This window comes from Paenibacillus anaericanus, from assembly GCF_003994475.1.
Taxonomy (GTDB): Bacteria; Bacillota; Bacilli; order Paenibacillales; family Paenibacillaceae; genus Fontibacillus; species Fontibacillus anaericanus.
The window spans coordinates 147,069-170,945 of the sequence record NZ_RZNY01000010.1 but is presented as its reverse complement, the minus strand read 5'-3'; the positions used below and the strand labels follow the sequence as shown (position 1 = coordinate 170,945).

Genomic DNA, 23,877 nt, shown 5'->3' with positions numbered 1-23,877 from the left:
TCTATTGCCTGATCTAACCTCTTAATTGTTCGTACTCAGCGCAGGCCTGCAAGAAAGCTCCGATGCCTTTTTGGTCATTCGTAACTATAGGTTCGCTAATATAATAGGCATAAGTACCATCTCGCCCATCCGCTCCGCCTAAACCAGCTACTTGGCAATTTTTATTTAAATTGACCCATCCTTCTTTGGTTTCAAGTACAAACTCTATGATAAGTCCTAGATATGCTGAGTCTAATGATTCATACCAGGTATCATTTAATACGCCCAACCGAATCCCCTTAGCCATGGTATATACGATCATGCTAGAAGCGGAAGCCTCTAGGTAATTCCCTTTTCTCCCACCCAGATTCACCACTTGGTACCAGACTCCAGTTTCTCTATCCTGGTATTTCTTCAGAGCAGATAAAGTCTCATTCAAAATACGCACCAATTCATCGTAATCTGCATGCTCAGTTGGTAATAATTCCAGTACGTCCACTAATGCCATGACATACCATCCTAGAGAACGTCCCCAAAAGTTAGAGGATAATCCGGTCTCTGAATCACACCAAGGTTGTAGATGTTGCTCATCCCATGCATGATACAGCAGTCCCGTTTCGCTATCTCTCGTATGTTTATCACACAGAATAAATTGTTTCGTCACATCATCAATGCCCTGTCCTTCTTCAAATGTCAGCAAGTATTCCAAATAGAAGGGTGCTCCCATATAGAGACCATCCAACCAAATTTGATAAGGATATTTTTTTTTATGCCAAAAAGCACCTTCCGAGGTTCGTGGATGTGACTTTAACTGCTCTCTTAATAAATCTGCTGCCTTTTTGTATTTCTCCTGCTTGGTTTCCTTGTATAGGCAAAATAATAACTTCCCGTTGTTAATGTGATCAATATTGTATTCATCAAGTTGATATCCTCGAATACTGCCATCCTCTTGAATAAAGTAGTCCATATTATCTTGGATAAATTGAAAATACTTGCGCTCCCCGGTCTGCTTCCAAAGGTATTCAAATCCTTTTAACACCACACCATTGTCATATGCCCATTTACCTTGCTGATCCTTGTCTTCATACAATTTTGGACATCGTTCCATGATAGAATTTGCTGTTTTAATACTCCACCGTGACGTTTTCATCCCCTACCTCCAAAATAAATATAATTATAAAAGGACCCAATCCCCTGATTACCTTCAATCCCAGAGAATCAAGTCCTTTTCTAGTGAAAATATAAGACTTCTAACTATTAAAGATTGAGTAAAGTTTGCATTTCAACACATGCCATAACCAACGCCCCAACTCCATGTAAGTCATTACTTACCTTTGGTCGTGTTACATAACTCTCATAATCTCCTGCTGAAGTACCGATACAGATATCCGGTAAAATCAGCCTCCCCTGTTCATCCCATCGAAGCACGTTGATTAAGCCCTCGTATCCTTTTTTAGCAGCAACCAAAGCATCTTCCCCGGTGATTCCTTGCTTCACTGCTTTGGCAATCGTATAAACGAATAAACATGATCCCGAAGTCTCCAGCCAATTATCACGTTGATCTCCTTTATCGACTACCTGATACCAGAGTCCACTCTCCTTATCCTGATAACGAATAAGTGCGGATACAAAATCACGCAAATTAGAAGCAATCTCCACTCGCCCAGGATCATGAGCAGGCAACAGATCTAGAAATTGCGATAATGCGAGACCATACCAGCCAAGTGATCTGCTCCAGAATTCTGGAGAACATCCACTTTGCGGATTGGCCCAAGGCATACGCCGACTTTCATCCCAAGCATGATACAATAAGCCAGTTGCATCATCCTTCATATACTTACGCATTAACTTCTCCTGATGTAGTACGGTTTCACGTAAGCCTTCATCTCCATAGACATTGGCATACTTCAAAGAGAATACTCCTGCCATATAGAGCCCATCTAACCACATTTGATGCGGATACTTATCCTTGTGCCAGTACCCACCCTCAGAGGTTTTATTTAACGTAAGTAACAAGTTTCGTAACTTATCTGCAGCAATTTTGTACTTAAGCTTGCCTGTCCGTTCATGAAGTTTAAAGAGTAAAAGGCCTGCCTGCACAGCATCCAGTTCATCTCGGGCAAAGTATAAGTTACCGTTATCATCTACCAGATCGTCTACATATTGTTGAATATAATCAATGTAGCGATCTTCATGAACCGATTCCCACAGGGATTCCATTCCACAGAGAAATACCCCTTGATGATAGTGCCAACGGTGTGCAGGAGGAAGTTCACCTGCTGCGTAATTGTCCATTAACGAATCACAGGCCTTCCTAGCCCATTCCATAGGTGTCTGCGGCCGACTCACAGTCATTTCAAAGCTCCTTCCAAAATGAAATTTTCTCTCTTCTACCTCTTGTCTAGCCTTTCATAGATCCTAACATTGCACCCTTAGCAAAGTGTTTCTGCATAAACGGATACACCGATAGAATTGGTATAGTTGCGACAACAATAACAGCCATTTTAATCGTTTGGTCCGGCGGTGGATTCGTGGCATCCAGTGTAGCGCTGTGATCCATACCACTAGCAAGGACTACAATTTGTCTCAGTAGAACCTGAATCGGCCATTTAGCACTATCATCCAGATACAGAATGGCATTCATGTAGTTATTCCAATATGTAACCGCATAGAATAAGGAAATCGTTGCAATCGCCGGCATGGATAGCGGTAATACAATCTTGAACAATATTCCAAAATCAGTACAACCATCAATTTTAGCTGATTCCTCAAGACCTTCAGGTATATTTTGAAAAAAGTTCTTGAGAATGATCATATTAAATGCACTTATCGCAGATGGAAGAATGAGAGCCCAATAAGAATCGATCAGCCCTAATTCCTTCACTACTAGAAATGTAGGAATCATTCCACCATGAAACAACATGGTGAATACAACCAAGAAGTTCACAACATTACGCCCATCCAAATCCCTTCTCGCAAGACCGTATGCCATAAGCGCAGTTAATAGCATGCTTACCATTGTACCTATTAGCGTAACACCGATGGAAACACCCATTGCCTTAAATATCGTATTTGTTGAGAAGATAAACTTGTATGCATCTAGACTCCATACCTTTGGAATCAGCACAAATTTATTAGCCGCTAATTCCGCACTCGTTGTGAATGAGCCAGCTACGACATGGATAAAGGGAAGCACAGTAATCAAAGCGATGATGGCTAACAACGTAAAGTTAAATGCAGCAAAAAGTCTACCGCCTATAGATCTGTCTTCTACCATTTTGATTCCTCCTTCAAAATACTAATAAACACCGTCTTCACCCATTTTTTTGGATAGCTTATTTACGGACATAACCATAATCAAGCCAATAATGGATTTGAAGAATCCGATAGCCGTACTATAACTGAATTTGCCTTGCCTCATTCCCGCGGTATATACATACGTATCAATAATTTCCGCAACTTCTCGATTCATGGAGTTGAGCAACAGATATACATGTTCAAATCCAAGATCCAGAACGGAACCGATTTTCAAAATAAACAAGGTAATAATGACACCTCGAATTGCCGGAAGCGTTATATGCCAAATTTGTCTCATTCGTCCGGCTCCATCCATACGTGCAGCTTCATAAAGTCCAGGATCAATGGCCGCAATGGATGCCAAATAAATAATTGTCCCCCAGCCCGCTTCTCTCCAGATGACCTGAATGATATACATAGGCCTGAACCAACCAGGACTTAGTAAGAAATTCACTTTTTGAAATCCAAAATAGGAGAGCAACTCGTTAATAATTCCTCCGTCCATCGTGACCATAACAAAGGAAATCGAGACAATAATAACCCATGACAAAAAATGTGGTATATAAACTAGGGTTTGAAAAAATCTTTTGAAGAATGTACCTCTGAGTTCATTTAACATCAGCGCAAGTATAATAGGGATCGGGAAATATATAAGAATATTCAGTCCGAATAGAATAAGCGTATTCCCTAAAATATTTAAAAAATCAGGCTCTGTGAACAGTCTTTGGAAATGCTTCAACCCTACCCAATCACTACCTAGTATTCCTTGGTAAGGTTTGTAATCTTGAAACGAGATAATCAATCCATACATGGGGAAATATTTAAATATGATGAAATAAAGTACGCCCGGTGTTAACATGACATACAGCCATTTGTTTCTCCACACACGCTTTTTGAGCTCGCTGTTACTTTTGTATTTCTTGAGCTTCAGTTTTGGAGCTGAACTGGGCTGAGCGGTGACTTCCTGCATGATACTCTCCCTCTCTCCTTCAAAATTCGAATATGTTGCTACCTATGTCGTAATTAAAGGAAAAGGCTATTGAAATCTATCAATAGCCTTTTCACTTTTAGCCATCAGTGTTACTTTAAGCTAAAATCACGATCACTTCGCAGCATTGTATTCCTCTATAATTTGGGCACCGCCCCGACTCATCCAACTTTCAACCTCTTTGTCGAAGCCAGCCTTGTCGATCTGTCCATAGATATATTTGTAAGTTGCATCCGTAATAATCTGTTGGAGCTCAACGCCCTTTTCCACATAGGTTGCCGAATCAAGAGCAGCCGTTGGATCTGCAACACCTACCTTAACATTTTCCAAAACCAATTCCTCGGCATGAATTCTACCTGGTAGTATGTTATAAGGTTGGTACATTCCATTCGTTTCAGCTTCTCCGATAACACTGTCCTTATAACCTTTTACTTCACGTTCGATTAGTTCCTTGTCATCTCCTGGTTTCGCTTTTCCGTCTACAACCGTATAGTGTGTACCTTCGATTCCCCAGAACATCAAGTTGGCTACTTCAGGAGTCATCATTTTGTCAAAGAAACCAAGGATCTTCTTGAGCTCTGCCTCATCCTTCACTGCAGATTTCGGGAATAAAGCGACATTGTTATAGCCCGGAATCATCCATTGAGCAAACTTCCCATCAGGACCCGCAACCATACTATGTGTGTCCAGTACCGCATCAGGATAATTCTTAATTAAATCCTTATTCAGGGTATCAATATCTTGCATAGATCCACCGATATAGAGACCTGCTTTTCCACTAGTAAACATATTTACAGCATCCGTTTTACTAGTTGCCGCGAAATCCTGGTTCATATAACCGCCATCACGTAATTTTTTGAAGAAATCCATCGTGTCAACATACTGCGAGAATGTAAACTCTGGCGCTAATTGACCGTCTTTTTCCCCCCATGTGTTCGGTGTGCCGAACCACGCTGAGATCGTTTTGAAAGCACCATAGTAAAGTTCATTCCGGTCAACCACGCCTATTGTATCTTTCTGACCATTACCGTCAGGATCTTGTTCCGTGAAAGCCTTTGCCATTTCGTATAGTTCATCTAAATTAGCCGGTGCACTAATGCCTAATTTGTCTGCCCAGTCTTTACGATAGATGATCCCTTGACGGGCAAGCGGTCTACCGATATAAAGCGAATACAGCTTACCATCAACTTTGGTGTTATTCAGAATTTCTGGTTTTAATTTGCTCAAATTCGGGAATTCGCTTAAGTAGGGTCCTATTTCCCAAAATTGTCCGTCCTTAATCGACTCCTTCATCTGAACGAATGTCGCCTGATTCTTTAAGTAGGTCACTTGTGGTAATGAGCCGGTAGCAAATGATGTATTTAATTTTTCTTCATACGAATCTGCAGGGAAAAATTGATAGGTAAGTTTCGTGTTAGTCAATTTCTCAAGTTCAATTTTAATCGTGTCTGGTGGCGTGTCTGTCGTATTTAATGGAAGCATGATCTTGATTTCTGTCGGTGCTTCTGGCTCTACAACCACTGCTGTAGTGTCCCCCCCGTTAGTAGTAGGAGCTGGATCATTTTTTTCTTTACTACTGTTGTTACCTCCTGAGCAAGCAGATAGCATTACACTGAAAGTTAATAATGCAGTTAACAAGATGGAGAAAGATTTTTTCTTCATACCGTTTTGACCTCCATTGGACTTGTATTGGTTACAAGTTCCACAGTACATTCACTGCACGATTACGAAAATAATCATTTACTCATAAACGCCTATTCTTAAAGGCATCTGGGCAAATGATTATCGTGATAACTGAACAGCATATAAAAAAGCACCTAGCCGTGTGGCCAGGTGCTTATACACAATGTATAAAGAATAAACTTGAAATTGGGTGGAGTTATATACAAGGAATATCTCCATCTAATATGGTACTTGCTTCCGCCAGTAGGTAACGAACTGGAATTTCTCCAGCTAATTTGACGCTTGAGAAGTATAGTGACGGTGAATCGTTGATTTAACTGGAGTTATTCCAGTTAGATGAGGAATTATGGGTTCTCCCATCAAATTAGCTGGAGTATTTCCCGGTAAATGAAATCGGTAGCAGGTCCTTTGCAACATCCTTGCATATAGCGAACCATCCATCGTCATGCACTAATTATGTGTTAGAGACCAATAAAACCACTGCGCTAATTACGCAGTGGTTCCAAAGAAAGATTTTATTTCATATCGCGTGCGATTGCCTCATTATACTCTTGGATAATCTGGAGCCCACCATTACGCTTCCAGCGCTCTATCTCTTGTTGAAATTCACCTACATTTAAATTGCCGAGAATGTAATTGTACGTAGCATCTACAATAATCGTAGACAATTCCACATTCTTCTCATCATAGGTTGGGGAGCTTAGGTGAACTGTTGGATCATTAACAAGAAACAGTTCATTGTCTTTAATCAACTGATCCGCAAGGGCGGTCAGTTGCTCCTTCTTGCCTACCTCCATAATATTCTTATTACTAACATCAGCAATCATCAAAGAATATAGAGGATTCACTTCATTTACACGTAGTTGCGAGGTTTCCTCTGGAAGAATGACCTTCCCGTCTTGAAGTTCATAATGTCGCCCCTCAAACCCATACATCATTAGATTTGCTACGTCTTTATCCATCATCCGATCAAAAAAGGTAAGCACCTGTTTCAACTCATCCTCTGTCGTAATGGCCTTTTTCGAGAAGAGATACAATCCGTTGTAATTTGGGATAGACCATACCTTATATCCATCAGGCCCCTCGATCCGATTGATCAGTGTCAATTCTACCTTTGGATTCAGAGCCTGAGCTTCAACAGACAATCTCTGCACGTCTGTCATACTTCCAATATATACACCAGCTTGCCCGCGGATAAAGTCATCCCGTTGAACTTCTTTACTAGTAAGAGCAAAGTCCTGATTAATAATTTTCTCATTATACAATTTCTTCATAAAGTTCATAGTGTTCATATACTCCGCTGTCGCGAATTCAGGAATAATTTGATTGTTCTCTATCTTCCAATTATTTGGGGTACCAAAATAAGAACTCAGCGTCTTGAATACACCATAGACAAGATCGTTACGGTCAACTAATCCAATCGTATCCCGTTTACCATTCTGGTCAGGATCATTATAAGTAAACTGCTTCATGACCTCATATAGCTCATCTATTGTTTGGGGATTACTTAATTGAAGATTGTCGAGCCAATCTTTTCGGATAATGATTCCCTGTCTAGACGAGGGGCGTTCGGTATATAAGCCATATATTTTACCATCGATGGCGGCTTGGTTAAGAATAGCTTTATCTAGGTTTTTAAGATTAGAGAATTCCTGAAGGTAAGGTCCAATCTCCCAAAAGGCTTCAGAACGAATCGCATTTTTCACTAGATTATAGTCCGAAAATTTCACAAAGGTAACTTTATCTAGGGAATTCGTTGTCAGTGCCGTGTTCATTTTATCCGTATAGACACCCTCAGGAACCCATCTTATATCGAGGTGTACTTCTGTCAATTTTTCAATTTCATCCATTATTTCCTTTGAAGGCTGCTGGGGAAAGTGAAGCGGTGCCAGAATAGAAATCCTCGGAAGATTCTCACTAGACTTTGTCCCTGCAGACTCATCATTACCACATGCGCTTAACAAGGAAATAGCGAGTATAAAAAACAAACAGCCATAATAGGTTACTCTTCTCCTAACAGATTCTCTAGACATTCTTTGTTTCCCCCTAAAAGTTATGTATGTTGCTTAGCCCGCTATATTCGTCCTATAAATATCACAATACACCAAATCACTTGAAATATTTACCGTTCATACTCATAATTAGGGTAAATGATTATCGGGACACGAGATGATTATTGTCATTATTGACCAGATTACATACACTTAGATCAGTGACTACTTCTACATAAGCAAAGGTGCTGAGTCCAGTGAGACCATTAAGCTTCTTAAGTAAACTAACTATTTTTACCTTTGTCATTAGCACGCTCCCTGTGCTGTTCATCGGTTCATTTTCATATCTGACATCCTCTAAAGAAATCCAAAAAAATGTAAACAAAAGTAAAATGGAACTCATTTTACAAATCAGTTCAAATGTTGAGCATAAGCTCACTACTGTCAATCAAACTTTAAACCAAGTCGTTAGCTCAAGTGTATTAAAAAAAGCACTCGACAACCAATTAAATGAAAACGATTTCATTTTATACAATGATTTAAGAAGTGAAATCCGTAACATGCAATCCTTTGATACAAAATTAGAAGATGTTATCCTTTTGAACCAACGGCAAAATTGGATGATCAAAAATTCCGGGCTCTATCGATTAGATCAATATAAGGACCATGAGCAACTTTCAAATCTACTAAGTACTCCTGATAATACTTCATGGATCCTAACCCCCTCTTCATGGTTCTATAGTGAGGAAAGCATTAATCCTACAGGCTGTAATTATAGTATTAGTCTTATAAAGAAGCTTCCGAACTCAAAGCTACAAAAATACGGACTAGCTCTTGCAAATATTCCAGCCTGCAGTCTTCAAGATGATATCAACACAGACGTGCAACCTTTGGATAGTATTATGATATTAAACGAAGATAACAGAATCCTACTCCACCCTGATTCCTCATTAATCGGCAAACCTGTTGATGAAAGTGGATTTCAAGAACTCTCTTTGATTTCAGATCCGGAGAAAACATCCGGACAGTTTAAAACTCTGATAAACAATAAAAAATATTCAGTTACTTATTTGAGGTCTCAGTTAAATGGGTGGGTATACCTATCCGTTACGTCAATGGAAAGTCTGACGAAGGAATCTAATAAGATTGGTACTATTACTATATATTTATGTATTGTTATGTTGCTATTGTCGATTATATTAGCTTGGATAGGTTCCCGCCAGATGTATACACCAATTGAAAGACTACTCAATCAAATAGGGCAGCGCAAGACTGATCTCAGGTTAAAACATACCAATGAGTTTCAGGTAATTGGGGAGCAAGTACATAATTTATTCCAAACCAAATCCCAGCTTGAAAAAGAACTGGGGCAGCATATCCAGCAGGTTCGCACATTTTTCCTAATCAACGCCTTCCACGGTAACATTAAGAAGCGTAAACTGTTCGAAGAACTGGAACAATTCGACTATCATACTCAGGTTGAGGAATGGAAGACGATGGCTGTCATTACCTTATCCATCGACTTCTCCGAAGATACTAGCTATGAGAAGAAGGATCTCAACTTATTATTATTTGCCGTACACAATATCATCGAAGAGTTGGTCCCTTCAGAGCAAAGACTTGCTCCTGTAATTATGGACCATGCGGTAGTCGTATTATTTGGCAGTCCAGATTGTAATATCGAATCCTATCACCAAACACTTTATTCTTTAACAGAGAAGCTACAGCAGGAAATAAATACTTGTTTAAAACTGCAGGTTAGTATTGGCCTGAGCTTGCCATTCAACTGTATCGACAAACTATCTATTGCCTACAGAGAAGGGCTTGAAGCATTAAAGCACCGTATTAAGCTTGGTAAGGGTGTCATTATCCAGTATGAGAATATTAACTCGGGTAAGCACTACTTGAATTTAAATTATCCTACACATAAAGAAAATGATCTAATGGATGCTATCAAATTGGCTGAAACCGATAAGGCAAAGGAACTGGTTCATGGGCTTTTTAAAACCATCTTTGCTGTAGAGCTTTCACCGCAGGAATATCAAATTCCACTAACCCGTCTGCTTAATAATTTACTCATTATGATGCAGGAATCAGGGATTAGCCTCAATCAAATTTATCATGCAAATGGCTCCATTTTTGAAGAATTGCTTGACCTTCACACCGTAGCGGAAATTGAGGATTGGTTCTGGAGCATGGTCATTCATCCTATGATCAAAATTTTTAACAGCAGACAAAATGCCCAGTACCACAACATCTCAGAGAAGATCATCGATTTGATACAGCATGATTATGATACGGATCTTACATTAGAAGAATGCGCTTCGCGGCTTCATTACAATGCCAACTATATTAGCAGCGTCTTCCGTAAGGAGACTCATTATTATTTCAGTGAATACCTGACGATGTATCGATTCAAGATGGCTAAGAAATGGCTGGGAGAGACCGATATGCCGATCAAGGATATTGCAGCCAAATTAAGATATAACAACTCACAGAACTTCATCAGATCCTTCCGCAAACAGGAAGGGATGACACCAGGACAATATCGTGACACTAATTCAGGTGCCAAATCAAAATCTAAGCTTGATGAATCGATGTAGAGCATTCGCAGCATATTATCGGGCAAGAAAAAACCTCCACTCGGAGGTTTTTTCTTTGACTTTAAGAGACTCAAACATCTTTTCCATGATAACGGAAATGAGTGAAATCAGCGTAGCTACCTTGATATCGTTGCATGTCATGAGCGGCGATCCCAACAAAATTCCCTGTGAATCCACCCGATAGGAAGCTGATATCTTCCACATCAAATAGTGATTCCCAACCCGATTCATTCCCCATGTGATAGTAGAATTGAGCTTTTGTATTTTCCACTTCTACTGCTAAATGAATGGAACAAGCCTCATGAAGTGCAATCGTTTCTGGAACTACTGTGAAGGTATCTGCTACACATCTCATTATCCGCAATACCTTGCCTTGCCCCTCTTCGAGACTGACATATGCATATAGGTAGTTTTCATCATTTAGATAAAGCAACAAGCCAGCCATTTGCAAATAGCTGTTAGGATAATATTCTAGTGCTGTTTCAGCTCGAAATTGCATATCACTTTGCCGAATCGCAAGAATATGGTGTTGAAAAAGACTTTGAATTGACTCTCCAGCCATCAGCCGAAGATAGCCGGGGCGCTCTGTAAGCGAACACCAACTCTCATCTACCATTATTCGTAGTGAATTCCACGTTTTCTCTATCCGCCGACCATCGAAGGTATCCTCAAATATAGCATTCTGCTTCCAAATTTCTAACGAGCTCCCTTTAGGTGCCGGCACTTCTAATTGTGGAGTATTACCACCCGCTGTTAATCGTAACCATCCTTCTTCATTCCAGTACACTTGCTGTAAAGCCGTCTCTCGTCCTAGAATTTCATATTTACCATTAATAGGACGAGTACATAGGTGCGCCATATACCATTCGCCGTTGGGTGTTACTACGAGACTGCCATGTCCTGCACATTGCAATGGCAACTCTGGATTGTCCCGCGAAGTAAGCATAGGATTTTGTGGATCAACTTCATAAGGGCCTAATAATTGTTCAGAACGAGCCACCGTTACCGCATGTCCTGAACCCGTGCCACCTTCTGCAGTAATCAAATAATAGTATCCGTTCTGCTTATAGATATGAGGTGCTTCTGTTTTCTTTAATGGTGTACAATCAAATAGTTTAATTGGTTGGCCTACTAACCGTTGTTGCTTACTATCGTATTCTTGTATAACAATGCCGCTAGATTTATTCCCCTCTACAATACGATAATCCCACAGTGCATTCAGTAACCACTTGCGACCATCATCGTCATGAAATAAAGAAGGATCAAATCCACTACTATTAAGATAGACTGGTTCCGACCAAGGTCCTTCAATCGAAGGAGCCGTGATGAGAAAATTATGAGCGTCCTTAAATGGGCGTTTGGTACTTTTCACATCCGTATATAAGAGATAAAAAAGGTTATCGTGATAACTTAATTGCGGTGCCCAAATGCTACAGTTTTTCGGATTTCCTCTTAAATCAACTTGATTCGTTAAAATATCGGTGCAATGTTCCCAATGTGCCAAGTCCTTGGATTGATACACTCGTACCCCGGGCAACCACTCAAACGAAGACACTACAATATAATAAGTATCTTCAACTCTTAAGATACAGGGATCTGGATTGAAACCCTTTAATATCGGATTTTGTATCACGCTCATTACTTTCCTTCCCGCTTCCAAAAGTCACTTCCGGTAAAAACATGTTCCTTACCCAGAGTTACTTCCTCTTTCTCAAAACACCCCGCCCAAGGTACGCGATGCTTCCGTAATTCATCTGCATTCTGTACACCTTGTTCCTGATAACAAACGGTTTGTTCATTAGCAGCGTCACTCCAATTATCCCAGCCAAGCGGATGAATATGCCCACCTATCTTGCAATCTACGAATACGGTTTTAGCATACTCTCGCCAAGGCCGTCCCAGAAATACCGCAGGAACATTAGAAGCCGCTGTCAGATAGCAATTCCTAAATACGTAACCATGCTTCTGCCCTTTGGGTGTAGAAGCTGCAGTAATATACCCAATAGTATCCGCTCCAGGGTACAAGCTGCGAATTTCACAATCTTCAAAGTAGGCAGTTGCTCCACCAAATATAAAATCCACAGTGCCCTCAATATAACAATTCTGATACAGCTGGCGATATTGGTGATGATGTTCTCTTAAATGGACCCCACCAAACACTAATCTCTCTTTGGGTGCGGGTGGTAGTGGACCTGTAAACAACGTATCTTGATGACCTCTAAGAGTGCAATTTCTAAAAACCGTTTCATCACAATGGGCATATACAGCTACTGCCTGTCCAACGTCTTTACCTTGTCCTGCCGAATTGACAATGACGAGATTCTCTAGGATAAGATGACTCCCCCCCAAGAATATAGTTGGAGTCGCGAAAGTTCCAATCTCTTCTCCTGTCTCACCTAATTCCTTGGCATAACGATTCATGATGATCTCAACATAACCAATACCTATGATGGTAAGATGCGAACGATAAATTCGCACCTCTTCTTCATAGACCCCCGACAAAATATAAAGCGTTTCATGTTTTGTTGAAGATTGCTGCTCTAGTGAATCAATCGCTTCTTGAATGGTATGAAAATCACAAAAAGATTCTTTTCCTACAAGCATGGTCTTGTCCCCGTTCCTTCAGTAGATTAGAAACCTTGATGAAATGCCCCTGCCTCGGTAAATTAATGCCCGCTGTTATAAATGCTGGGCTAAAAACCGTTGCCACTCCATCCGCATTTCCTTTGTCTCCATATGACCGCCACTAGTAATAATGGACTGCCAATGTTCTGGTTTTCCTGCATCCTTGTAAGCTTCAAATAGACCGTTAGCCAAATGTTCGACCCCTTCAATAGGACACAACCGGTCGTTTCTACCTACTAAACTCATTCGTGGACGAGGGACAATCAGCTTTTGGATTTCTAGCGTCGTGAAATGTTTTAACAAACCGGGAACATAGGAATAGAAACCATGATGATCCAGTCCTCTTTTGGCCAATAATGTATGCGCATCTACTTGTCCGCTAATATCGATAGTGACCCCAATCCGCTCATCTAGTGCAGCCATCCACCATGCCATCATTGCGCCCATTGACATACCCAGTGTGGCAATTCGGGTAGCGTCAATGTCCTCACGATTGCACATGTAATCTATTAGCCGCATATTGTCGTAGAGCATCATGCCCCACATCACTTGGCCATTCCACAGCATTTCCTTCACCAGTTCACTCTCTGTTTTGCCACCGCGTTCATTAAAGCCCCACATATCAATGCAACAAGCGACATAGCCCATATCTGTTAGGACTTTAGCGAATGATGGCTGCTGCAAGTAGGGACTGCTCTTAATAAATTCATTACGCCCATGAGCATAATTTCCCCCATGAGAATGATTTACGATGACAAGTGGGAACGGCCCCTCTCCTGTTAGGGGTTTTGCTACATAAGCAGGTACTTGTTCGATTCCATTTAACTCGAGTAGGATTGACTCTAGATGATACCCATCAAATTCGTCTTGAGTCATCATTGTAGCCTTGATAGGCCTATTATTATCAGGGAGATCACCTAATAATTTCTTGAGTTGATCACGAACCATTGCTAGCCCACCTCATTCACTAATATTATGATTAGAAGGTGTAACTGTAACCTGCTCTACTAGTTGTTCGGGTTTGTTAGTATTTTTGGATCGACAATCCATAACTTCAACATCTTCTCCATTTTCGATGTAGAAGGCAGGTCCTTCATGATTCTCAATCGTCACATGTCTAAATTGAACATCTCTTACATTGCCCAAATAGAAACCACGATTGTTCATATCTTCGATACCTGTCATCATAGCTGGACGGCCCGGAATAGCATTTTCCGCCATCGAAATATCAATGTTAGCAAATGTGATTTCTGAAACATATTGTTCTGCAAGCCCATATAAGAATCCTGCTGCAGTGTGAACATTCCTTGCGGTAATATCAGCAAAATGAATGCGTCTAAAACACGGAGTCTCATCTGTAATAGGATACGGATTTTTGTCCCACACATATTTTTCTTTACCACGTGGTCCACAGAAGTAATACAGGTTAAGAATAAATGGACAAATCACATCATCCATTACAATGTTGCTGATGCGTATGTCTTCGATCGTTCCCCCGCGTCCTCGTCTTGATTTCATACGAATGCCTCGATCTGTTTGTTTAAACACACAGTTACTGATCGTTACATTACGGATATCACCACTCATTTCACTTCCTAGCACAACCGCGCCATGTCCATGAATCATGGTACAGTTGGTAATCGTGATATTCTCACAAGGAATTCGTTCCTCCGTGTCTTCAGTTCCTGATTTAATGGCAATGCAATCATCACCAACGTCAATATTACAGTTACTAATCCGAACATTAGAGCATGACTCAGGATTAATACCATCTGTATTTGGTGAATCAGCTGGATTGAGAATGGACACATTGTCAACCGTGATATTTGAACAACAAATTGGATTCACGGTCCAACTAGGAGAATTGGTTAAAGTCAGATCCTTTAAAGTTACACGATGGCAGCGATCAAAACTAATTAACTTTGGTCTAGGATAGATCAATTCCTCTGGCCGCTTAAGTCTCTTCTCCCACCATGGTTGCCCATTACCGTTCAATGTACCGCTTCCTGTAATCGAGATATTCTCCAAGTCATTACCATAGATACATGAAGCATGAACCTGTTGTTTGACTCCTTCCCATCTGGATTCCACAACGGGATAATCCTCAGGATTCGTGCTAAATGATAGGACAGCACCAGGACTTAAATGCAATTCTATGTTGCTTTTCATAAAGATGGCCCCGGTTAGAAACGTACCCGCTGGAACATAAACCGTCCCCCCACCTGCTATACTTGCCGCTTCAATCGCGCTGGCAATAGCCTCTGTAGCTAATTCCTGACTATCCCTTGTTGCTCCGAAATCTATAATATTATAATGTCGCATCTTTTAATCTCTCCCCGTCTATTCTATGATCTTAATGCCTCGTATTCAGTACAAGCCTGCAAGAATGCACCCAAGCCTTTGAAGTCATTTGTAATAATAGGTTCGCTAATATAATACGCATAAGATCCATCACGTCCTTGAGGTCCACCTAACCCAGCAACTTGACAGTTTTTATTCAAATTAACTTGGCCTTCCTTTGTTTCAAGCACAAATTCTGTAATGAGTCCATTAAATGCTCGATCCAACACCTCAGACCAGTTCATGTCTAACACACCTATACGAATTCCTTTAGCAATAGCATATACGATCATGCTCGAAGCAGAAGCCTCTAAGTAATTCCCCTTACTCCCTCCCAGATTCACCACCTGGTACCAGACTCCCGTTTCCGAATCCTGATAATTCTTCATGGCAGTTAAGGCGTCATTCAACATACGCACCAGTTCATGATAATCTGCATGCTCGGTTGGGATTATTTCCAACACATCTACTAATGCCATAACAAACCAACCCATGGAACGTGCCCAAAAGTTAGCAGATAATCCCGTCTCGGAATCACACCATGGTTGAACTCGTTTCTCATCCCAAGCGTGATACAGTAGACTTGTTTGGGAGTCTTTCGTATGCTTCTCACAAATCACAAATTGCTTCGTTACATCATCTATACCTTGTCCATCTTCAAACGTCAGCAAGTATTCTAAATAGAAAGGAGCTCCCATGTAGAGACCATCTAACCATATTTGATAGGGATAAATCTTTTTATGCCAAAAGGCACCTTCCGATGTCCGAGGATGTGTTGTTAATTGCTCTCTTAAAAGGGTTGCCGCCTTTTTGTATTTTTCCCGCTTGGTTTCGTTGTATAGAGAGAAAAGTAATTTTCCATTGTTAACATGATCGATATTATATTCGTCAAGTTGATATCCCCGTATGTTACCTTCTTCATGAATAAAGTAGTCCATATTTTCCTCAATGAATTGAAAATACTTATACTCACCCGTCTGCTTCCACAGCAATTCAAATCCCTTTAACACAACCCCATTTTCATAAGACCATTTACCATGACTACCTTTGTTCTCATGTAGTAATGGTGTGCGTTCCATAATGGAATCTGCTATTTTAATAGCCCATTGTAAGGTCAATTAGTTCCCCTCCAGTTACTATTCCCACTCATAAATCCATGATATATCTCCTCTAAAACACTCATTTAGGGAGAATTTTTTTAAATCCTCTTCGTTTAACTGTGCAGACCAAACCGTACGTTTGCTTACGTTTGCTCCCGGTCCGGCTGAGCCGAACTCTCCATAATACACCGTTGTTTCAACAGATGTTTTATCCCAATCGTTCCAACCTTCTTGATGTATATGCTGGTCCATCCAGCAATCTATAAATACCGTTCTAGCATAATCCCGCCATGGTCTGCCCAAGTAAACGCTGTTCTTAGCCGCATCACTCAACAATTTACACTGATGAAAGACAAACCCTACTTCCTTATCTACCGGAGTTGCAGCAGCGGTAATATATCCGTTGATCTCTTTCCCTTGATCCTTACTAACGATTTGGCACTCTTGAAAATAAGCTGTTGCTGAACCAAAGATAAAATCAATATCACCAACAATTCTGCAATTTTCAAAATAGTTTCGTCCGCTTTTATTATTCAGTTCTTCTTTAGGTCTTCCTAGATACAACGTATCTTGTGCACCTAAAAAAGAACAATTTTTAAAAGCGACTTTGTCAGCATCTACGTATAACGCAACTGCTTGGCCTACCTGATCACTTTCACCTGCCGTATTCTCAAAAGTGATGTTCTCAATTTTGATATTGGCACATGAAATATAGGTACTACTTGAAGCGAAAGTTCCCATAGGCATACCCACTGCATTCTCTCTCTTCGCATAGTCATCATAAACAATTCGTACATGTCCATCTCCGAGTAGGTAGAGATTAGGTTTATTAATCTCAAGTTTCTCTTTGTATACACCCGATTCAATTGTCATCAGGATTGTCTGTGAAGAGTCCTGCGGAATACTGTTTATTGCTGACTGAATCGTTTCAAAATCACCATTTCCCTGTTGGCTTACCCTTATAACACTTTTCATAAGATCACCTTTTGATGGTATTCATTTATTTCCCTCTATTAAAAGGGACCCCACCCGAAGGTGGGATCGAATCAAACTCAATTTTATTTTTTAGTTAACTTATACGCTTCTTCATATTCAGTGATAATAGCTGATCCACCGGATTTCTTCCAAGTTTCCACAGCCTTCTTAAATTCAGCCTCATCACTTTGACCCATGATGTATTTGAAAGTAGCATCGGTAATGATTTTTGCTAATTCAGTACCTTGTTCATTATTTGTAGCTGAATCTAAAGGTACAGTTGGATCAAAAACAGCAAATGCATCATTTTCATTGATCAATTTAGTAGTTAATTCTTTTTCTGGATTTTCACTTTTCAAAGGAAAAAGAGTCGGCATCGGTCTACTGCTTGAGAAAGGCGTTACTTCAGCAGTATATAAATCTTTATTAATAATGTGGGTAACACCTTCAGCGTCATATTCATAGTGAACGCCTTCAATACCACGAGTCATATACATGGATACTTCTTCATCGCAAATATCATTCACAAATTTAAGTATTCTTTTTAATTGGGCTTCTGTCTTAACAACGGTTTTAGGGAATGCCATTAAGCCATTTACTCCGCTTCCCTCGGACCAGATGTGATACTCACCATCTCCATTAGAAATCTTGTTAACAGGTAATAATTTAAAATCCATATTCAATCCTTCAGCTAGGGTTCTCAAACCAGTTATACCAATTATACCGGTAAAAATGCCGGCTTTACCTTGTGCAAATTGTTGCTCTTGGTCTGATTTTGCTGTTACCGCAAAGTCTTGAGCTAAATAACCATTTTCATATAGTTTTCTTGAATAATTCAGCGTATCCATATATTCTTGCGTATCAAATTCTGGTGTAAACTTACCATTCTCATCTACTGCCCATCCATTAGGTGTACCAAAATAAGAACTTAGTGTTTTGAAACTTCCATATCTTAAATCCGATCTGTCTCCAAAACCTATCGTATCATCTTTGCCATTACCATCAGGATCATCCTCTGTAAACGCTCTGGCAATTTCATAAACCTCATCTAATGTTGTTGGTTCTGCAATCCCTAAATTCTCAAGCCAATCTTGGCGGAAAATCAAACCTCCACGTGCTAAGTTATTAAGGAAAGGAACACCATACAACTTGCCCTCAATTGAAGCAGCTTCCCTTGCTGCTTGAGGAATTAACTTCAAGTTTTCATAATCATCTAAGTAGTCAGATACTTCCCAGAACATTCCTGATTTCAACGAATTTCTAACCGATGAATTTGTCAACATAGTTAGTGTAACGATATCCGCTAAGTCACCCGAAGCAAGGGCGGTTGTGATCCGTTCCTCTTTGGAAGCATCTGGCACCCAATTGAAAGTAATTTTAGAATTTGTATATTCCTCAATCTTTTTCACCATCGTATCCGTTGGTGGAGAAGCAGTATGCAATATATTTAACCAGGTCACATCAAGTTTTGAATTCGGATCATAATTTTCACTTGCACTACCCGCCTCTTTCCCCTTGTTATCCTCGCTTCCCTTACTCTCATTCGCACCACACGCTACTAGTAGACTACTAAGTAAAGTAAGTACCAGAGCCATACTGACAAATCTCTTTTTCATTTTTATTCTCCCTTTTAATAGATTTATATTGTACTTATTTAGTACACGCCATCTTCTCCTAATTTCTTCGCTAGCTTATTAGAAGCCATTACTAGAACTAAACCAACTACACCTTTGAACATACCAACTGTGGTACTGTAACTTAATTGACCATTTTTCATTCCTGCTGTGTATATATAGGTATCAAATATTTCAGCGACATCGCGGTTTAATGAATTCAGTAACAAGTACATATGTTCAAAACCAAGATCCAACGTACTACCGATTTTCAAAATCAACAATGTAATAATTACCGGACGAATCGCTGGTAATGTAACATGCCATGTTTTTCTTAACCTTGCTGCACCATCCATCTCTGCCGCTTCATAAAGTTGCGGATCAACTACCGTAATCGCAGCCAGATAAATGATTGTTGACCATCCCAATTCTTTCCATATGATTTGTCCAATATAGATCGTCCGTAGCCACTCCGATGAAGTCAAGAAGCTAATCTTCTTGCCTCCTAAACTCACAATCATCTCATTTATGACTCCACCATCTAAAGTTAAGAACACATAGGTAATAGAAACAATAATTACCCATGACATGAAATGTGGAATATAGATAATGGTTTGAACGAAGTTTTTTAGATACCTATTTCTTACCTCATTAAGCATTAACGCTAAAATAATAGGTAATGGAAAAAAGAATATAATGTTCATCGCAAACAGAATCAATGTGTTACGAAGGAGCATAAAGAAGGTTGGTTCTGTAAATAAACGAATAAAGTGCTTGAATCCGACCCATTGGCTACCTAGTATCCCCTGAAATGGTTGATAATCTTGAAAGGCAATCACCAATCCACCCATAGGCAAATACTTAAAGATAATGAAGTAAAGCAGACCGGGTAAAATCATAAGGTAGAGCAACTTATTTCTTTTTACACTTAGGAGATTCGTTGAAATTCTCTCCCTTTTTATTGTTCTGTTTGTCGCAGTGATGTTTGAAACTTTCACTTCGTATCCTCCTCTTGTCATTGCTGATTACGCTTTCATATTAAATAGTTTGCTATATTCCGTATATAATCATTACATGATAGCGTTAACAAAACCGTGTAGACATCAGCTTTATTCCCCTTTTCATCTCATCTGATGATTATCACCTAAGATTATGATTATACTTTTCCTAGGCTCATCCTCTATCAATTACATGAACATCACATGCCCGGATTATATACGTAATTCTGCTATCTTGATAAAGTTAATATGTAATCGATTATAAGGAGGATAATTCATTGACACACAAATCAGTCAAACCAGCCAAGAAAAAAGAATCTATTGGGAGTCGCATTTTCACCATAGTAAACAGCACTATATTAATCCTGATTGCCCTGATCTGTCTCTTGCCTTTTGTTAATATCATCGCCAGTTCTTTTGCTTCAACTCAAGAAGTGGTGTCCAAGCGATTTATCTTGTTTCCGACCACCTTTTCATTGGATGCTTATCGTTATATTCTATCGACTCCAACTATTTTTAAAGGACTCGGAGTTTCCGTTGGAATTACTGTCGTTGGAACGATAACAAGCATGTTCCTAACAGCCTTAATGGCTTATGGATTATCCAGAAGATATCTTCTCGGTCGAAATGTGATTAACTTTGTAGTTGTATTCTCGATGTTATTTAGCGGTGGAATGATTCCCTCATTCTTAGTAGTAAAAAGTCTCGGAATTATAAATTCTTATTGGTCCTTGATTTTGCCAGTAGCGGTTAATGCCTTCAACTTGATCATCATGCGGAACTTCTTCCAAGCTTTGCCGGATAGTTTAGAAGAATCAGCGAAGATAGATGGTAGTAACGATTTAGGTATCTTCTTTAAAATCATGTTACCGCTCGCGTTGCCATCGATTGCAACCATATCTCTTTTCTACGCAGTAACTTATTGGAATACGTATATGAGTGCTATTCTCTATATCAATGACTCCGTGAAGTGGCCGATCCAAGTCTTGCTTCGTCAAATCGTCATCGTCTCTAGTGGTATGCAGGCTGACGGGGCCGTAGTGGACATACAACCTCCGGCTATAACCATTAAAATGGCAGTTATCGTCGTTGCCACCGTTCCAATACTAGCTGTCTATCCTTTTGTGCAAAAACACTTTACCAAAGGTGCCTTGCTTGGAGCTGTAAAGGGATAATCTCAGGTACTGTTAACCGTTCTGATAAAATCGCTTTATGAGAATTATGTAACAACAAAAGGGCTGCCCCTAAACCATTAAATAATGGTCTTGGGGACAGCCCTTCTCTGTACTTTAATCGGCTAAATTCATCTTTCTATAAGCCCCAGGTGTTACATGTTCTTTCTTACGAAACGAACGAATAAAGTTTTGCGAATTATGGTATTCCAAGCGTTCGGCAATCTCCTTAATGGTCATATCTGTCTCAATCAACCACTTTTTCGCCACTTCCAGTCGATAGTTCATCAGATACTCACTAAAGGTAGTTCCAAATTCCTTCTTAAAGATACTACTTAAATAACTAGGATTGTAATGGAGACGGTCTCCAATTAATTCTAACGACAGCTCTTGATCATACTCGGAACGAACAATAGCGGCAATTTTCTCTGAGAGACACCGAAATTGTTTATTCGTCTTCTCCTTCATCTTTCTCACCATAGGAAGAATCACTTCTTCTAGCAACATTCGTTCAATCTCTTCTGGATTCCGAATATCTAACAGTCGGTGATACAACGCATGATTATCTTGCGTCAATAACACCTCTACCCCTAAGAGCTGCTCTAATTGAATCAAGTTATTCACGAAGCGAACCAATGTAACTTCAAAATTCGCTGAATGGTTATTCTTCTTCATCATATCCGCTAATAAAGGATGTAAAGTACTGGATACTTGTTCTTCATCCCCTAGTCGAATGGCATCAAATAGTCGCGATTCTAATTCAACAGGATAATAAAGCAACACCGGACCTGAAACTACCATTGAAATATCTTCATAGAATATAATCGATTCTTTGCCCAAATTTAATCGTTGGTGTAAGGCTTGCTTACTCATTTCATAAGCTTCCTTACTTTCTAATAAGTTCTCATATGTTTTACTAATACCAATGCTGATCGATAGATTCAAATAATCATTAACATTCTTAATAAGTGCTGCTGCATCATCCAAGACTTTCCTTCTAATTTCTTGTTCACTGAATTCTGTAAATCTCAAAATCGTGGCTTGGGTATCATCATTTAAAATAATTGGAAGCAAACGTTGCTGCTCTGGGATAAATTCTTCTACAATTTTATTAATCGCTAATAATAAAACATCCTTGTCTGAAGCTTCCCTGCCTCCCAAGTTATCTAATTGGATCAACATAGTAACATACATGGGATCCCAAACCTCTTGATAACCAAACCGTGGCATTTTTCTTGATAGTTCCTCCGGTGAGACACGATTTCGAAACAGATTAAGAATGAATTGAGTTTCAAGTTGCGGCATTTCGGCTTTAATTAAACTTTCAAGACTTTCTTTCTCAATTAAAATCGTATCTATCGAATCCATAATAGATTCGAATTCATTCTTGGAAGAAAAGTGCGTATTTTTTGGCAAGCTCTGTTGAATTCGCCGAATCGGTTTTGTGAAGATAATGGAGATCACATAAGCAACCACGACGATTAACAATATTAATACAAGCCCCATCGTGATCAAACCAAATTTAGTAGTCTTCAAAGAATCAGAAATCTCTTGTTGTTCTAATACAGTACAATATATCCAATTGTTATAGCTGGATTTCGCAAAAATGAGTTGTACCGATTTATTATTGATTGTATCCACTGTTACAATTCCGGAGTCATTGAAGGTACTAAGCACCTGTGATATTCCCTCAAGTTGATTTGGAAACAATTGTTCACTACTATCATTTTCATACATCAATTTACCTTGGCCATTCAAAATAAAAACAGGATTGTGCTCGTCCGTATCAATGGCCCGATTCAATGTTTGCAGCGAAATATCCGATAACGCAATGGCTATTTTCCTTTTCGAAAAAACGGGAAGCGTATTTACAAAACGAATACCCTGGTCCGTCTTGATCCAAAATAATCCTTTATCATGATCATCAATATAGTTAATATACAAATTATTAAGATCATCTTCAGTCAGAGTAGATAACTTTCCATTTGAGATCTGCCAATTCTTATCTAGACTAATAAGTGTATATTCAGTTCCTTCCAAGCCCATTGTAGCAATGTAATTGAGTTGTGTGTTAACCGTTCGGTAAGCCTGGAAATCCTTTTCCGTAATTGGATTCTTCACTACCTCGTTAAAGGAGCTTGTGGTGCTATACGTATTGAAAGCATACTCAATCGTCCGAATTTTTTGTTCAAGGTTGTTTTTAATTTGTGTTATGTAACTTTGTTTGCTATTAGAGACCCTTTCAATTACAGAACTTGTAGTACTCAAATAAATATAACTCCCAAAACTAATCACAAGCCCTATTCCCAAAATTAGAATGGGAAAAAATATTTTGTTAAACATTCTGCCTTTGTTCATTACGCTACCCCTTTTAGTTCCATCATCTTTTCTAATTATAGCGCTTTCAAAACGCGAATGACAATGACATTTTTAACGTGTGCATTTAATTTAATGCTTGATTTTGCTGGGAATAAGACTTAAAATGAAATCGTTAACAACATTTTTTTGAGGAG

Annotated in this window: 17 protein-coding genes; 2 read left to right on the top strand and 15 right to left on the bottom strand. The window is 39.5% G+C overall.

What is annotated here, in order from left to right:
- Window positions 1-13 precede the first annotated feature (13 nt).
- The 6 genes from EJP82_RS13850 to EJP82_RS13825 all read right to left on the bottom strand — a co-directional run bounded on the left by EJP82_RS13850 (window position 14) and on the right by EJP82_RS13825 (window position 7,980).
- Window positions 14-1,129, bottom strand: coding sequence for a glycoside hydrolase family 88/105 protein (locus EJP82_RS13850; RefSeq protein ID WP_127192656.1), 1,116 nt, complete (start codon window positions 1,127-1,129; stop codon window positions 14-16).
- Between the two features lie 107 nt (window positions 1,130-1,236).
- A complete protein-coding gene (locus EJP82_RS13845) occupies window positions 1,237-2,334 on the bottom strand; it encodes a glycoside hydrolase family 88/105 protein (RefSeq protein WP_127192655.1) in 1,098 nt (365 codons plus the stop codon).
- A gap of 46 nt (window positions 2,335-2,380) precedes the next feature.
- Window positions 2,381-3,256, bottom strand: a complete 876-nt coding sequence (locus tag EJP82_RS13840; protein WP_127192654.1) for a carbohydrate ABC transporter permease — start codon at window positions 3,254-3,256, stop codon at window positions 2,381-2,383.
- Window positions 3,257-3,277: 21 nt separating this feature from the next.
- On the bottom strand, window positions 3,278-4,246 hold the full coding sequence (locus EJP82_RS13835; RefSeq protein WP_127192653.1) for an ABC transporter permease: 969 nt from the start codon (window positions 4,244-4,246) through the stop codon (window positions 3,278-3,280).
- Between the two features lie 132 nt (window positions 4,247-4,378).
- Entirely contained in the window at window positions 4,379-5,926 is a 1,548-nt protein-coding gene (locus EJP82_RS13830) for an extracellular solute-binding protein (protein WP_127192652.1), read from the bottom strand.
- 536 nt (window positions 5,927-6,462) lie between these two features.
- Entirely contained in the window at window positions 6,463-7,980 is a 1,518-nt protein-coding gene (locus EJP82_RS13825; RefSeq protein WP_127192651.1) for an extracellular solute-binding protein, read from the bottom strand.
- Window positions 7,981-8,195: 215 nt separating this feature from the next.
- On the opposite strand from EJP82_RS13825, the gene EJP82_RS13820 reads away from it, so the two are divergent.
- Window positions 8,196-10,541 (top strand): AraC family transcriptional regulator, encoded by a 2,346-nt coding sequence (locus tag EJP82_RS13820; RefSeq protein ID WP_127192650.1) that lies wholly within the window; start codon window positions 8,196-8,198, stop codon window positions 10,539-10,541.
- A 70-nt stretch (window positions 10,542-10,611) separates the two neighbouring features.
- On the opposite strand, the gene EJP82_RS13815 is transcribed toward EJP82_RS13820, so the two are convergent.
- From EJP82_RS13815 to EJP82_RS13780, 8 genes are all read right to left on the bottom strand, one after another.
- Window positions 10,612-12,180: a glycoside hydrolase family 43 protein gene (locus EJP82_RS13815; protein WP_127192649.1), complete on the bottom strand. Its 1,569-nt coding sequence runs from the start codon at window positions 12,178-12,180 to the stop codon at window positions 10,612-10,614.
- A complete protein-coding gene (locus EJP82_RS13810) occupies window positions 12,180-13,145 on the bottom strand; it encodes a pectinesterase family protein (RefSeq protein ID WP_127192648.1) in 966 nt (321 codons plus the stop codon). Before EJP82_RS13810 ends, EJP82_RS13815 begins: the two co-directional genes overlap by 1 nt.
- Window positions 13,146-13,220: 75 nt before the next feature.
- Complete coding sequence (locus tag EJP82_RS13805) at window positions 13,221-14,114, bottom strand: dienelactone hydrolase family protein (protein WP_127192647.1); 894 nt, start codon at window positions 14,112-14,114, stop codon at window positions 13,221-13,223.
- Window positions 14,115-14,126: 12 nt separating this feature from the next.
- Window positions 14,127-15,488, bottom strand: coding sequence for a glycoside hydrolase family 28 protein (locus EJP82_RS13800; protein ID WP_127192646.1), 1,362 nt, complete (start codon window positions 15,486-15,488; stop codon window positions 14,127-14,129).
- 23 nt (window positions 15,489-15,511) lie between these two features.
- Complete coding sequence (locus EJP82_RS13795) at window positions 15,512-16,624, bottom strand: glycoside hydrolase family 88/105 protein (RefSeq protein ID WP_127192645.1); 1,113 nt, start codon at window positions 16,622-16,624, stop codon at window positions 15,512-15,514.
- A gap of 18 nt (window positions 16,625-16,642) precedes the next feature.
- Window positions 16,643-17,581 (bottom strand): pectinesterase family protein, encoded by a 939-nt coding sequence (locus EJP82_RS13790; RefSeq protein WP_211350108.1) that lies wholly within the window; start codon window positions 17,579-17,581, stop codon window positions 16,643-16,645.
- An 83-nt stretch (window positions 17,582-17,664) separates the two neighbouring features.
- A complete protein-coding gene (locus EJP82_RS13785) occupies window positions 17,665-19,197 on the bottom strand; it encodes an extracellular solute-binding protein (RefSeq protein ID WP_127192644.1) in 1,533 nt (510 codons plus the stop codon).
- A gap of 38 nt (window positions 19,198-19,235) precedes the next feature.
- Window positions 19,236-20,093, bottom strand: a complete 858-nt coding sequence (locus EJP82_RS13780) for an ABC transporter permease (RefSeq protein ID WP_425464344.1) — start codon at window positions 20,091-20,093, stop codon at window positions 19,236-19,238.
- Window positions 20,094-20,470: 377 nt separating this feature from the next.
- On the opposite strand from EJP82_RS13780, the gene EJP82_RS13775 reads away from it, so the two are divergent.
- Complete coding sequence (locus tag EJP82_RS13775; RefSeq protein WP_127192642.1) at window positions 20,471-21,367, top strand: carbohydrate ABC transporter permease; 897 nt, start codon at window positions 20,471-20,473, stop codon at window positions 21,365-21,367.
- Between the two features lie 114 nt (window positions 21,368-21,481).
- Here EJP82_RS13775 and EJP82_RS13770 read toward each other — a convergent pair whose 3' ends face one another.
- Window positions 21,482-23,722 (bottom strand): helix-turn-helix domain-containing protein, encoded by a 2,241-nt coding sequence (locus tag EJP82_RS13770; protein ID WP_127192641.1) that lies wholly within the window; start codon window positions 23,720-23,722, stop codon window positions 21,482-21,484.
- Between the last annotated feature and the right edge of the window lie 155 nt (window positions 23,723-23,877).